Below are 13,253 nucleotides of genomic sequence, written 5' to 3'. Positions count from 1 at the left end.
CCGGCCGGCACGTTGAACCTTGACCAGGCATCGCCGTACGGCATGACCCGGTGAACAGGAAAACAATATGGAACAAGGAGAAACGAATATGAGTGATGAACATGAGGTCACGGCGGGAATGGACCGGTCGATAGGCGAATTGCTGGAGCACGCGGACCGTGATCGTTTGCCCGACACGATGCTGTATTTCGAGTCGCATGACGGCCGGAACCATGTGGCCGTCAGCGCCGCGCTCATGGAGGAGGATGACGAGGAGGCGCTGCGCGGATTCCTCGCCGAGGAATGCGGGACTCAGGACAAGGGGCTCGCGGACCGGTTCATAGCGGACTGGCAGAGCGGGCATTACCGCAGCGCCGTGCTTGCGTTGCGTGACGCGGGGTGGATTTCACGCTTGATCCCCGGCTCGATATCCGCTCCTGGTCGGACGAACCCATGGAACAGGGGCTTGAAGCATCCGGTCTCGATGGTGCCAGGGCGCGTGTGGAACAGGCCATGAGATTGATCGAGCAGGCCGGGGAATGCCTGCGAAGCGCCGATGCCATCGCCTTGGACATTGACCCGCATTACCTCGCGGCCGCTTTCACGGGCAAGACCGTCAGTCTGTGCGACCAGCTCGAACAGGCGACGAAGCAGACCGCCGCAGAAGTCGAGGAAATGCGTCTCCAGGAGCCATCCGTGGAATCATCGGACGGCAACGATGATTCCACGGCCTTTTTCCAGGACTTTCTCGAAGGCAAGAAAATCGTCGGACTGTCCATGTGACGCGCCTGCGCTTGTAGACTTATGGAAGCATCGATTAAGGAGCCGATATGCCGAATCCAGCGCTGACTGAGAAAATCCGAAACCTTCCTCCTCTCTTGGACTCTCTGGAGCGGGACGCGGAGGTGTCCGACTTGCTTCGTCGTTCCGATGCCGCCCGAGAACGGTTCAGGCAGATGTTTCCTTTGGATGGGGTGGAGCAGTCAGCGCTTGAGGATTACCGTAAGGAATGGATGGCCCGCTATGTCTACAACTCCAACGCGATCGAGGGATCCACGCTGACGCTTGAGGACACCGAACTGGTGTTGGAGGGCGAGTTCGTGCCGACCGACTCGCCGGCAAGATACATCTTCGCCGCCCGTGGCGTTGCGGATGGCATGGCCTATGCGGAACGATTCGCTGAAGAGGAGCGGACGCTGAGTGTCGAGATGATCCAAAAGCTGCATGAAGTCACCGCATTGGACATGCAGCCCGCGCTCAGGGGTCGGTTCCGCCCCTACGGCTACCAGGCAAGGATCACCGCCACCCGAGTGAAGACCGCCGACCCACTTGAAATCTACGAGGACATGGAAGCGCTCGTGGACGCGGTGAACGGTTCCAAAGACCACCCGATCCTCAAAGCTGCCGGATTCCACGCGATGTTCGAGAACATCCATCCATTCACGGACGGCAACGGACGAACCGGGCGACAGATTCTGAATCTCATGCTCATGGCTGCCGGCTACCGGCCCGTAGCAATCAAACATGATGCCGGCCGCAGCTATGGGAAAAGTCTGGAAGCATGGCAGGTTGACGGCGATCCCAAGCCGTTCATTTCCCAGCTTGTCCAATGCGTTGATCAGGAAGAGCGCGCCGTAGCGGAAATCGTCGGCAGATTAAGAGAGAACCCTTTCTCGGAAAACGCCATCGACGGGATTGGTCTCGAAGACGGTCCGGCACGAGGGCGTTCCCTCTGATTGGAACGCTTCAGGATTGTGATAGGTGTACATGAATATGCGTTTTTACATATATTCATGTACACTTATATGCATGAAGAGGAGCGAGGCGATTGATCAGCTGCGCGAGATGGATGCCAAGTACTCGTGCTACGTGTATTGCAAGAACGAACTGGCCGTCGTGCTGGGTGAGCAGGGGCAGAAACTGAACCGAACCCTGTCCAGCCTGGTATCGGCGAAGGCGTTGGTCCGTGCCGCCCGTGGCGTCTACGTGTTCGCGTATTCCTCCCATCTCGGCGAGGGGACACTTCATCAGGTCGCAAAGCGGTTGCGTTCCGGCGAGCTGGTGTGGGAAAGCCTCGAAAGCGCTCTGTCGCGCTGGAACGTGATCAGCCAGATTCCGGTGGATAGGGTCACGTTCATGACCACGGGCCGTGAGGGCGAGTTCCGCACCGCGTACGGGGTGATCGAGTTCACGCACTGCAAGCTCAGCTGGAGTCGCATCCTGCCGAACCTGATCGCCCGCGATGACGGACTGACGCCGCTCGCGTCGAAACAGTGGGCGTATCGTGACCTGAAGGCCGTCGGACGCAACCTCGATCTGGTGGACATGGACGAATTGGAGGACGATGATGACTGGAGCTGACGGCACCTATGACTACAAGGCTATGGTGGCCGGGATCGTCTTGGCCGGGGGCGAGGGCATGGGCAATCTGCTTCCCGTGGTCGAGAAGGAACTTCTGCATTATCGAATCCTGGATGCCATGATGCGCGAGGGTTTCTTCTCCTCGCTGGTGTTCCAGGGCGGCACGAGTCTGCGCCTGTGCCACGGGTCCCCAAGGTACAGCGAGGACCTTGATTTTGCCGGCGGCACCTCGTTCGACATGGACACCCTTAAAGGGCTTGGCTCCTGCATCTCCGATTCGCTCTCGGGGATGGGCGATGATGTGACGGTCCGGGTCAAGGAGCCGAGACCCGACGCCGATGGGCTGACGCGCAGATGGCGTATAGCGATTCGCACGGCCGGTCAGCGCAAGGATCTGCCGAGCCAGACAATCAAGCTGGAGGTGGCATCGATTCCCGCGTACGAGCCGCAGCATCGTCCCGCCTTGGTCAACTATCCGATGTTCCCGGCCTTGTCGGGTCAGATCATCCTCGATGTGGAAAGCCCCACCGAGATTCTTGCCGACAAGCTGCTCTCCTATGCCTGCGCATCGCACCTGCGGCGACGCGACCTGTGGGACATGTGCTGGTTGGCGTCGAGAGGCGACGTCGATTCCCGACGGGCGATGGAGCTTGCGGAATTGAAATCATCTGATTACGGCGAAGAAGGACTTTGGGCAGACCGTGCTGATCGCGTGGCGGGGGTCGCCGATGTGATCGGCTCGGATGCCTTCGCCGACGAGATGCGCCGGTTCCTCCCCGCCGGCCTGATGACATCCACGGTCGAATCCCCACGTTGGAGCGCATGGGCGATCGAACAGATCGGGACGTTGTACGGCACTCCAGGCACTCCATCGTCGGCCGATGCGGTTCCCGGATTCCCTATTTTCGGTGCGTCGAACGACTCCAGTCCAACCCGCTGAACGCTAAGGAGGTCTGCGATGTCGAATCTGGACTATAACTTGCCTGAGCCGACAAAGGCGCAATTGGAGTACGCGCGTTACCTCAGCCGTTTCCAAGCGCCGCGTGAACGCCGGACTCTTTTCGCCCGCACCGAATCGGATATCGCAGCCGCCTTCCGTGAAGAGACCGCGAACCATTCCTGGGACGCCGACGACCTTGCCTCCCAGGCCGGTATCGATCCCCGGTTTGCCGATGCTCTGCTCCAGCGGGGCGAAGCCCCGATTGAAGCGGTGTTCTCCGCAGCCGATGCGCTGGGGATAGACATAGCCGCGTTGCCGCTTTCCAGTCTCGGGAACACTCGGTGAGCGGTGTTGGTATACGCCAATATGCGCAAAGAAGCATGTTGGCGTATACCGTTTGTTCATCCGATCCTCGCGGCGCTAAGGGAATAGGTGGCGACGCTGCCGGCTGTTCCGACGACCTGGTTCATGGGCATGGTCAGTCTCATGTCGGTGCGGGTGGTGGATTCCACGGCGTTGCGCATTTCGTCCTGCACGAGGCCGATGTAACGCATGGTGGTGGCGATGTTGGCGTGCCCCAGCATACGGCTGACAAGCACGATGTTGCAGCCGTTCCTGTAGTAGACGCATGTGGCGAACCTGCGGCGCAGGCTGTGCGACGGGTATCCGGTTGCCGTCTTGATCCTCTTCGCCACGTAATCGACGCCGCAGTGTCCCTGCACGTCTCCGGGGAACAGCCATACGCCGGTGCGTTTCCGCAATGCCGAAGCGAGCTTTGCCGGCACGGGAAGCATCCGCTCCTTGTTGCCCTTGCCGTGGACGTGGAGCACCATGCCCTCGGCGTTCTCCTCCAGATCGGTCTTCAGGTTGATTCTGGTCATTTCGATGCGGCGCAGGCCGCAGAACGCGCCCAGCATGACGGCCAGCCGCGCGTTCTCGTCGGGTGATGCGAGTCCTTGTTCGATGTTCTCCTCGGGACAGATGCAGCCGGACGGAAGGGTCATGGGCACGGTGGGCACTTCGTCCGCCGGATTGCGGCGGGCGAGCCCTCGCTTCATGCTCCATTGGTAGAAGACCTTGACGCAGCTGCGTACTCCGCGTCTGCCTTCGGTTCCCATGCCGGCTAGGTAGAATATGAGGTCGTCTTCGGTCACGTCGGTGATGCTTTTATCGACGGCTTTGGAGAATCGAACGATCTGGTACCAGCGGGTGCGCAGGGTGTCGTTCGTGCGTCCGATGGCGTCCATCCAGTCGATCCATTTCTCAATGGATTCTTTCCAATCCTCCCGTGGCTCGACGTGTTCGCAGCTCTTCCTGTTGTCGTTCCAATACCTCATGGGGCTCCTTAAGCGCATAGAAAAGGGAAGTGACTTCTTCATCACTTCCCAAGGAATACTATTGCGCGTTTCTGGCCGATGCTCTTCGGAAAACCAGCTGCAAGGCGAACATGCGCGATGACACGCCGATTTGAAGGAACAGCAAGGCTGGTGTATTGTCTACTCCTGTTGCAAAAAGCCCTACGGCTGCGAGCCAGAACCGTATATCGGACGGTCACTGGTTCAAGCCCAGTCGCAGGAGCCATCGAAAGCCTCGGTTCTCCGAGGCTTTTTTATTTTCATCGTATTGGTGACCAGACACGACACCCCATCATCAACCGGGAAATCCATGGCGAAGACCTCACCACTACTCACATCAGGCAGACAGGTCACTGTCAATTCACCGATGAGAGGCACGGTATTCCCAGTATCAGTTTGGGAATACCGCGCAAATCTTACATCGAAACCTTGGTCAGGGGCATGGCGGAGTCAATCGGGAAGTCGGGGGCGCTGGGGGCCACGCCGGCTTCGACCAGGTTCACGCCGAGCATGGCGACCATGGCACCGTTGTCGGTGCAGAGCTTGATTTGCGGGATACGGACGTCGACGCCGTACTTCTCGCCGAATTCGAGCAGTTTGGCGCGCAGCTGCGAGTTGGCGGAGAAGCCGCCGCCCACGATCAGCGTGTTGGAATCGTACTGCCGGCAGCCGCGCATGGCCTTACGGGCCAGCACGGTGGCCACGGAATCGGCCAGGGAGGCGCACACGTCGTCCACCGGAATCTCATGGCCGGCGGCCTGCTCGCTTTCCACCCAGCGAGCCACGGCGGTCTTGACACCGGAGAAACTGAAATCATACGGGTGCGCGGCACCGGCCTTGCCTTGTGTCAGGCCCATCGGCACCTTGATGGCGTGCGGGTCGCCGTTCTGGCCGTGGCGGTCGATGTGCGGGCCGCCCGGATACGGGAAGCCGAGCAGGCGGGCGACCTTGTCGAAGCACTCCCCCGCCGCGTCATCCAGCGTGGTGCCCACCACATCGATTTTGCGCGGCATGTCTTCCACGTGCAGCAGCGAGGTGTGGCCGCCGGAGACGATCAGAGCCAGCGTGTCCTTGGGGAACGGGCCGAACTGCAGCTGAGTGACGGCGATGTGCCCGATCACATGGTTGATGCCGTAGATCGGCTTGTTCGCAGCCCAGGCCAGCGCCTTGGCGCCGGACACGCCCACGGCCAGGCAACCGGCCAGTCCGGGACCGGCGGACACGGCGATGGCGTCCACATCCGCCAACGTCATGTTCGCGTCGACGAGCGCCTTGGACACGCATGGCACGAAGGCCTCGGCGTGCGCGCGGGAGGCGATTTCGGGGATCACGCCGCCGTATCGCGCGTGTTCCTCCATGGATGAGGCCACGACGTTGGAGAGCAGTTCGCGGCCGCGTACGATGGCGGCTGCGGTTTCGTCGCAGGTGGATTCAATACCCAGTACAACCGGTTCGCTCATCGTGCTTCTCCGTTCTTCTCCGTTTGCTTGCTGGTGATGTCTTCAATGTCCGCCGATGCCGTCTGCGGGGCGGCAAAGCCCACGACCCTAGGTTTCAGGTCCAAGCTCATGGTGTATGCGTCGATGCCTTCGGGCTGGTAGTAGCGTTTGCGCAATCCCATGCGTTCGAATCCGAACCGCTGATACAGGGCCAGCGCAGGGTCGTTATCCACACGCACTTCGAGCAGCATGCGCGAGGCGCCCTGACGTTTCGCCTCGTCGACCAGTACCTGAAGCAACGCAGCGGCGATGCCTTGCCGCTGGTATGCCTTGCCCACGCCGATGGTCATGAGCTCGGCGTCCTCGCCGTCGTACCAGAAGCCGGCGTAGCCGCGGACAACAGCCTGTTCCGCCTCTCCCAGCACATCCAGCAGATACGTGCGGGCCGGTGCGTCCAGTTCCTCTCGCACCATGTTCGCATTCCATGCGCCGCGGCCGAACAGTTCGCCTTCCAACTGCGCGATGGAACGAACCGCAAGATCACGACTTACGGCAGTGATGTCAACAATCATCGGACCACAACCCACTTCACGCCTTATCGGCACCGGCATGGCCGAGCACGTGCTTCAGTGGGTTCGGTACTTCGGCGTCCGGCCGGCGCAGGTACAACGGTTCGATCGGCACGACCTGGTCGCCGCGCAGTTCGCGGCTCAACGCGGTGGTCGCAAAGACGGCGAGCCCGGCTTTCCCGGCATCCAATACCGATCCGTCCACCACGGAGCCCAGCGCACGCAGTCCCTGCCAGACGGACGCGTATTTGGCCGCGCCGTGGCCGGCCACATCCACCACATAGCTGACGCCGTCGCGTTCGCCGTGTTCCGCGAGCGCCGCGTTCACCCGTTCGACGATATGCTCCGGGTAGTCGATATCCATCTCGATCCAGCGTCGTTCGGCGGCGTCCTCGTCCGGCAGGCTGATGCTGCCGTGGTTGAGCGAGAAGTACAGCTGCTTGCGGCGCGCATCGTTGACGCACAGCGTGACGTGGCGGTCGAGTTCGTGTTCCTTGGCCTCGGCGTCCGGGACGTCACCATCCGATTGGCGCGAACTCAAGCGCGGCACGTCGGCCAGGAAATCGATGCCGTCAAACATGGCGCTGTCACCCAGCACGAAGCTCATCATCTCGCCTTGCGGGTCGAGTACGTTCTGTCCGACGAGCTTGGCCCCGGTGGCGAAGGCCAACGCCTTGGCGGCCACGATGCCGGCGCGCAGGCCGGTGAATGGCGCCGGGCCGATGCCCACGACGATCTCCTCGATATCGGCAGGAGTCAGGCCGGCCTCCTCGACCGCGCGCGCGATATTGACCTGCAGTTTCTCCACATGGGTGCGCGAATCGGTCTCCACAATGGGCTCGCGCCCCACAATGCCGACCGTCGAACCGAATGAGGTGTCAATCACCAACGTGCAACCCATGAATCCTCCTAGTCGTAAAGCCTCTAGAGAGTGTACATCGAGGAGTCTATGGGCGCATGGCTTATTGCAGGTCGAACGCGGCCCATCGCTTGCCGACTGGGACGAATGCGACGGTACGAGTGCCGTTGCTGGTGAGTTCGCCGTCTGATCCAGCGGATGCGACATCGGAGGAATCGAGAGGTCGATCGATATGGATTTCAAGTCGTTCTGGAGCCAAGGCGGTGGCCATTTGTTCGCCCCACTCCATAAGCACCACCGTGTTCTCGCCGGGGTCTTCAAGTTCTTCGTCCAATCCCAGCGATTCCAGCTCGTCCAACAAACGCCCGATGGCGTCCTGCCCCGGCGCATAGGCTGAGCCGCCCAGACGGTAGGCATCCACATGCACCAGATGAGCCGGAGTGCCGTCGGCGAAATGCCCGTCAAGTTCGCGGGCAATGGTGAATGTAGGAGACACGATGGGTTCGGTAATGTCCAGCCCCGCCCCGAAGCCTTGGGCGAATGTGGTTTTGCCGGCACCAAGAGGGCCTGAGAGCAGCAATACATCGCCGCCGTGTACCATTCCGGCCACGCGGCGGCCGAGCTCCTGCATGGCCTCGCTGGTGGGAGCCGCAATAGTGTGTTCGCTCATAAATACCCCTTTATCGACTTTTACCGACCTTTATGACTGATGTCTTCAATGCAGCGTTCCAGCGCATATACCGGGTCGCCGCCGTTCGTTTTGCTTTGCTCATCCGCCCAGGCGAGCATACGGATGCAATGCGCGAGTCCTGCCGAAGTCCAGCCGCCAAGTTGGCGCATCGCATTCTTCAGCACCCACGGATTGGTTTTCGCTTCGGCCTGTGAAATCGTGCCGGCCCGGACCGCCGAGGCTTTGGCAATGGTACGGAGCTTCATGGCCAACGCGCCGATCAACGCGATGGGATCGGTCCCTTGTTCCACAGCTGCACGCATCATGACGATGGCTTCGGCGGTTTTGCCTTCCACGGCCTTGTCTGCCACGGCAAAACCGGTGACCTGCGGATTGGCGGTCAAATACTGGTTGACACAGTCGAGCCCCATCGGATTATCGTCAAAGTCGAAACACAATTGCTCGCACATGGCGGCGAGTTCGCCGGTTTTGCCGCCGAGCACGGATACCAGCTGCTGCGCGGCCATCGGTTCGACTCTACGACCGCGTTTCTCGAATTCTCCGAGTACGAAATTGAGTTGGGCATCCGGTTTCTTCAAATCCGGCACGTCCTCTTTGCGAGCGCCGGCTTTCACCAGTTGGTCGATGATCTTGCGCCCTTTGACGCCGCCCTCGTGCTGGCAGATCACCACGCTGGAGCCGTTCGGATCCTTGGCGGCCTGCTTGGTGTACGTCACCAAAGCTTCGGCGAGCTTTTCGTCGGCATTCTGCAGGTTGACGAGTTTGACCACGGCAACGTCGGAAAGCAACGATGGGCTGACGGCTTCATCGAAGGCATATTGGTCGGCCGATGTGGCGTCGAGCTCGATGAGTTCGGCGTCGGGTCGCGCCTTCAACGCTTGTGCGCACAGTGCCTTGGTGCGCGCGTCGTTCAAATACGAGTCGCCTCCGGGCACCACGGTTACCGGTACGTTCGCTGCTGTTTTCGCCATGCCCCCATCTCGCCACACAGGTTGGACAATGACCTGCCGGCATAACGGCCCGGCAGCACCCCGCGATTAGGCGTATGCCTCATCCAACAGGGCGTCGATATCCGCGAAACGCTTGGGACCGGGACGCCATACCGGGTGACCGGCCGCGATGACCAATGCCGGGTGTTCCAACGCGCGCAGGTCGTCCAGCGGATTGGCATTCAGCACAAGCAAATCAGCGGATTTGCCGACTTCCAAAGAACCGGTCTCGGCATCGACGCCGAGAATGGAGGCGTTGACGGCAGTGGCTGCGTGCAGGGCCTCAGCCGGACTGAAACCGGCATATGCGACCAGCAGCTCCAGCTCACGCCATGTGGCGTACTGCGGCACGAATGTCATGCCTGTATCGGTGCCGACGCCTATCATCAATCCGGCCTCGTGCGCCTGACGAGCACCTGAAACCATGCCTCCGACCACGTTTTTGGAATTCTCCAATTGGATGTCGGTGATGCCGGTCACGTCCTGTCCAAGCAAGGTCAATGGCAGGCCGGCGGACAGTGTCGGAATCAATGCCGAGTATCCGCGCAACGCATTCGGATTGTGCCGGAACATGCCGATCAATTCGTCGTCGAGCACGCTACCGTGTTCGATGGTATCGACGCCGGCCAGCAGCGAACGCCGCACGCCTTCCGGGCTTTGCGCGTGCGCGCCGACAATAACACCATACTGATGCGCCTCATCGCAAATCGCCCGCATCTGTTCCACGCTCATCTGCGGGCTGCCGGCCTCGCCGATTTCCTGTGCATCGGTTACGCCGCCGGTCGCGGCGATTTTGATGGCGTTGACGCCAGCCTTGAGATTCTGCGCGACTGCGGTACGCGCCTCTTCCGGGGTGCCGCTGGTCAGTGCGATAAGCGGGGCGCCATGGCCTTCGGGAATCGCCATCAGCGGTCCGGACGCCAAGATACGCGGTCCGAGGATTTGGCCTGCATCAATCTGATCGCGTAATGTCACGACTTCATATCCCACGTCGCCAAGCGTGCGGATCGTCGTAACGCCGGACTCCAGCAATGTTGTGGCGTTGTGTTTTACGGTTGCGGCCATGTACGGCTTGCCCAATGGCGAATGCGCGAATGTGGCGACCATACGTTGGCCTTTGGGCGTCGCCAGCTTCGGATTGAGCGGCTTGCCTTGGGAGAACAGATGGGTATGCGCATTGATCAGCCCCGGCATCACGATTTTGCCGGTGCCGTCAAGATAGTGGTATTCGGCTGGGATACTGGTTTCGATGCTGGGTGCAACCTGTTCGATACGTCCGTCGGCTCCGACCACGATCGTCATGTTACGCAGTATGGTTCCGGCTTTATCTCCGGTGACGATGGTGGCGTGGGCCAATGCGAATGGTTCGACTATCGGATTATGAGACAACATCATCGCCGGCACTCCTTCATGCAGCTGGTTGAACTGGTCTCAACTGTATCGCAGTTTTGCCGGCTGATGGTTTATGCCGCGCGGCCTATCGCATAGGTTCGGCTGGCTATTGCGATGGTTGCTGCACCGAATACCGCATTGGCTATTCGGCTTGCCGCCGCGTAAAGAGACGTCTCGTCTCCTCGCACCAGAGACTGAGGCGGACACGCCAAGCGGAACCGAAGCGCACGCCAGGCATTCCGGCCTCATAACGACGGACATGCTGGAGGCAACGGCTGACGAACACCAGTAGCATGCCGATACCGATTTCCACCGCCACAATCAGCACGGCACCCGTAACGCCGTCTTTCCATGGGATGACGGCCATCGTGCTGCCACCCAGCCACAACGCCACCCGTTCCATCACCAGCGTGCCCCATGACGATATCCACGCGAATACGCCGGCCAGCCATGGCTCGCACCATGCGCAGGCCAATGCCATCAATCCCGCCATCGTGGCCAATCCCACAAACGGCGACACCAACAGGTTCGCCGGCACGGACAGCAACGGCAACTCCGGTTCCATCAACACCTGAATCGGCAGGGTGAACAACTGCGCGGCCACGGTCATCGCCATCATTTCGGCGATGCCGTGCGGCATCGCTCGCTCAAAGGCACCGGCCAGCCGCCCCGCAAACAGCACGATACCCAGTACGGCGGCCGAAGACAAGGCGAATCCGTAGCTGGCCGACATATCCGGATTCACCGCCAATACACCGATTACCGTCCAGCACAGGGCGCTCAACGCTTGCGTACGCCGCCCCATCGCATACGTCAACGCACCTATCAATCCCATGATGAACGCGCGGGTGACCGAATCACTGGGGAACATCGCCAATGCCAGCAGCACATATACTCCAGAGACCAGCAACGCCGTCAGCCGCCGATCAAGCAGCATCCACATGCATAACCGGCGCACCAATCCCGCCACCAGTACAAAGTGGCCGCCGGATACGGCCATGAGGTGCATGATGCCGGACTGGCGGAACTGATTCTCCAACGTTTGCGCATACGTGCTGTTGACCGGCATCGGACCGGTCTCGCCGCCGATATAATCCTGGCCAAGCACACCCATCGTCAATCCCGGCACCAACACACGCCCCTGATCGGACAATTGTTCGGTCACGGTGAAAAACGCCTCCTGCACATGCGCAATCGCGGCGAGATGCCACGGCGGAGCCCGCACCTGTGCTACCGGCTGTTTTCCTTCCAAGAGCAGCCATAGTGGTATGCGTCCATATCGCGCTTGCTGCAATACGCCTGTCAGCAGATGGACCGCGCCTCGACGCAACTGCCCACAATACGATTCGTCGGCGTATACACGCACAGCGACCGTGGAACGTACATCCGTACCATCCACAGTGATGCCGCTCAGCCGTATGTCCGTCTGACAATCGTATGTGCGTTGGTCCGAAGCGATCACGGGCGTCGTCACCGTGGCCATGACTTCGTGGTATGAACTGGATTGGCGAGCTTGTGCGGAGGCAGGATCATGCCAGGCAATGGTGTCCGACGCGATTGCCGTCATACTGCCGATGCACGCCACCGCAACGCATACGGTCAATGTTCCCGTCCACCGGATCCGCAGGCGGAAAGACACCACAATCATCGCCGCCACGGCAGCACATGACGCCACTGTTATAGGCAATATTCGTGTGACAGGCCATTCCATGCCGATTATGGTGACGTCAATGCCAGCTCCGGCATCGGCCTTTGCCTGACCAGTGCCGAGTCCATCAGACATCCTCCATGCGAATAATGCGTGCGCTCCCAGACTCGCCGCCCACATCACTATGGCGATCGGCAACATCCTCCAATCGCGGCTCCCCTGCTCGCGCAGTATCCAATCCCTGCTCATCCGACCGTCACCTGTCCTCGCATGGTCTCCAACGTCTTGGAGCCGATGCCTTTGACATCCAGCAGCTGATCGACTGATGTATACCCGCCAATCGCCGTGCGATGATCAATGATCCGCTGAGCGGTAACCGGCCCAATACCTTTGATGGATTGCAATTCCTCAGCGGTAGCCGTGTTGAGGTTGATGAGACCATGCGTGGAAGCGCCGGCATCGCTGCCGTCCGTCTGCATGTGCGGAGATTGCGTGGTATCCGATTCGGGGTTCGCTGTGGCATCGGAATGCTCCGACTGCTGCGGATCCGTGCGTTTCTCGTCCGTGGTGTTCTGCGATGGCATCGTCTGATCTCCAGCGGAGCCGCCCGTGGTCTGCATGGCGGTCGGTTGAGACAGCATGGCCATATTCATCGACTGTTGGACCAGCAATGCCAAGCTGATGCCAAGGGCGACGATCAGCAGCAATATCACGGCCAAGGCATGCCCAATGGTGAACGACAATCGCGGCTGATCCCGGGTGAGTCTGGCTGATTCGCCGACGGCATCGGCGGAACGTACGCCAATCAGATCCGATAACGCACGTTTGTCACGAGTCGCCTGCCGCAGGCCGCTCTGCGCCCTTTGGGGCGGGTGGCCGGCCGGACGGATCCGTGCATGGCCGGGAGGCGGCGGAGGCGTCGTGGGCCGTTCCACTCGCGGTTGGGGCATGGCTGCGCTCTGCCTGCTGAATGCGCGCAAACGGTTGGCGGCATGGTCTGCGCGATGGTTATGAGAAACGCCCATGCATCC

Annotated in this window: 15 protein-coding genes; 6 read left to right on the top strand and 9 right to left on the bottom strand. The window is 60.6% G+C overall.

The genetic code is table 11. From position 1 onward, the window contains the following. Positions 1 to 88: 88 nt before the first annotated feature. The 6 genes from Q5H31_RS03910 to Q5H31_RS03885 all read left to right on the top strand — a co-directional run bounded on the left by Q5H31_RS03910 (position 89) and on the right by Q5H31_RS03885 (position 3,625). Positions 89 to 496 (top strand): hypothetical protein, encoded by a 408-nt coding sequence (locus tag Q5H31_RS03910; RefSeq protein WP_302457522.1) that lies wholly within the window; start codon positions 89 to 91, stop codon positions 494 to 496. After that, the gene (locus tag Q5H31_RS03905) at positions 493 to 762 is read left to right on the top strand and encodes a hypothetical protein (protein ID WP_302457521.1); all 270 of its coding nucleotides are present in this window, start codon (positions 493 to 495) and stop codon (positions 760 to 762) included. The genes Q5H31_RS03910 and Q5H31_RS03905 overlap by 4 nt, the downstream gene beginning before the upstream one ends. Positions 763 to 809: 47 nt before the next feature. Continuing rightward, positions 810 to 1,715: a Fic family protein gene (locus tag Q5H31_RS03900; RefSeq protein ID WP_007057623.1), complete on the top strand. Its 906-nt coding sequence runs from the start codon at positions 810 to 812 to the stop codon at positions 1,713 to 1,715. A 73-nt stretch (positions 1,716 to 1,788) separates the two neighbouring features. After that, entirely contained in the window at positions 1,789 to 2,340 is a 552-nt protein-coding gene (locus Q5H31_RS03895) for a type IV toxin-antitoxin system AbiEi family antitoxin (protein WP_007052696.1), read from the top strand. Then, positions 2,324 to 3,280: a nucleotidyl transferase AbiEii/AbiGii toxin family protein gene (locus Q5H31_RS03890; protein ID WP_165501186.1), complete on the top strand. Its 957-nt coding sequence runs from the start codon at positions 2,324 to 2,326 to the stop codon at positions 3,278 to 3,280. Before Q5H31_RS03895 ends, Q5H31_RS03890 begins: the two co-directional genes overlap by 17 nt. 18 nt (positions 3,281 to 3,298) lie before the next feature. Further along, the gene (locus tag Q5H31_RS03885) at positions 3,299 to 3,625 is read left to right on the top strand and encodes a hypothetical protein (RefSeq protein WP_022527659.1); all 327 of its coding nucleotides are present in this window, start codon (positions 3,299 to 3,301) and stop codon (positions 3,623 to 3,625) included. A 56-nt stretch (positions 3,626 to 3,681) separates the two neighbouring features. Here the strand turns inward: Q5H31_RS03885 and Q5H31_RS03880 are convergent, their stop codons facing one another. The 9 genes from Q5H31_RS03880 to Q5H31_RS03840 form a co-directional block, all read right to left on the bottom strand. Beyond that, positions 3,682 to 4,617, bottom strand: coding sequence for a tyrosine-type recombinase/integrase (locus Q5H31_RS03880; RefSeq protein ID WP_302457520.1), 936 nt, complete (start codon positions 4,615 to 4,617; stop codon positions 3,682 to 3,684). Between the two features lie 434 nt (positions 4,618 to 5,051). Continuing rightward, positions 5,052 to 6,095 (bottom strand): tRNA (adenosine(37)-N6)-threonylcarbamoyltransferase complex transferase subunit TsaD, encoded by a 1,044-nt coding sequence (gene tsaD, locus Q5H31_RS03875; RefSeq protein WP_007052691.1) that lies wholly within the window; start codon positions 6,093 to 6,095, stop codon positions 5,052 to 5,054. Further along, positions 6,092 to 6,646 carry a ribosomal protein S18-alanine N-acetyltransferase gene (rimI, locus tag Q5H31_RS03870; RefSeq protein WP_008783284.1) on the bottom strand — a complete coding sequence of 185 codons (555 nt, stop codon included), beginning with the start codon at positions 6,644 to 6,646 and terminating at the stop codon, positions 6,092 to 6,094. Before rimI ends, tsaD begins: the two co-directional genes overlap by 4 nt. A 16-nt stretch (positions 6,647 to 6,662) precedes the next feature. Further along, positions 6,663 to 7,544: a tRNA (adenosine(37)-N6)-threonylcarbamoyltransferase complex dimerization subunit type 1 TsaB gene (gene tsaB / locus Q5H31_RS03865; RefSeq protein ID WP_007052689.1), complete on the bottom strand. Its 882-nt coding sequence runs from the start codon at positions 7,542 to 7,544 to the stop codon at positions 6,663 to 6,665. 61 nt (positions 7,545 to 7,605) lie between these two features. Next, complete coding sequence (gene tsaE / locus Q5H31_RS03860; RefSeq protein WP_007052688.1) at positions 7,606 to 8,172, bottom strand: tRNA (adenosine(37)-N6)-threonylcarbamoyltransferase complex ATPase subunit type 1 TsaE; 567 nt, start codon at positions 8,170 to 8,172, stop codon at positions 7,606 to 7,608. A gap of 20 nt (positions 8,173 to 8,192) precedes the next feature. Continuing rightward, on the bottom strand, positions 8,193 to 9,164 hold the full coding sequence (holA, locus tag Q5H31_RS03855; RefSeq protein ID WP_007054366.1) for a DNA polymerase III subunit delta: 972 nt from the start codon (positions 9,162 to 9,164) through the stop codon (positions 8,193 to 8,195). 66 nt (positions 9,165 to 9,230) lie between these two features. Then, positions 9,231 to 10,577, bottom strand: a complete 1,347-nt coding sequence (locus Q5H31_RS03850; RefSeq protein ID WP_007054367.1) for an amidohydrolase family protein — start codon at positions 10,575 to 10,577, stop codon at positions 9,231 to 9,233. A 139-nt stretch (positions 10,578 to 10,716) separates the two neighbouring features. After that, positions 10,717 to 12,471, bottom strand: coding sequence for a ComEC/Rec2 family competence protein (locus Q5H31_RS03845; protein WP_165506377.1), 1,755 nt, complete (start codon positions 12,469 to 12,471; stop codon positions 10,717 to 10,719). After that, entirely contained in the window at positions 12,468 to 12,965 is a 498-nt protein-coding gene (locus Q5H31_RS03840; RefSeq protein WP_007054369.1) for a helix-hairpin-helix domain-containing protein, read from the bottom strand. Before Q5H31_RS03840 ends, Q5H31_RS03845 begins: the two co-directional genes overlap by 4 nt. Positions 12,966 to 13,253 lie beyond the last annotated feature (288 nt).

The organism is uncultured Bifidobacterium sp. (assembly GCF_959020155.1).
Classification (GTDB): Bacteria; Actinomycetota; Actinomycetes; order Actinomycetales; family Bifidobacteriaceae; genus Bifidobacterium.
Note: the sequence above shows the minus strand (reverse complement) of the source record. Positions and strands in the feature narration are given on the sequence as shown.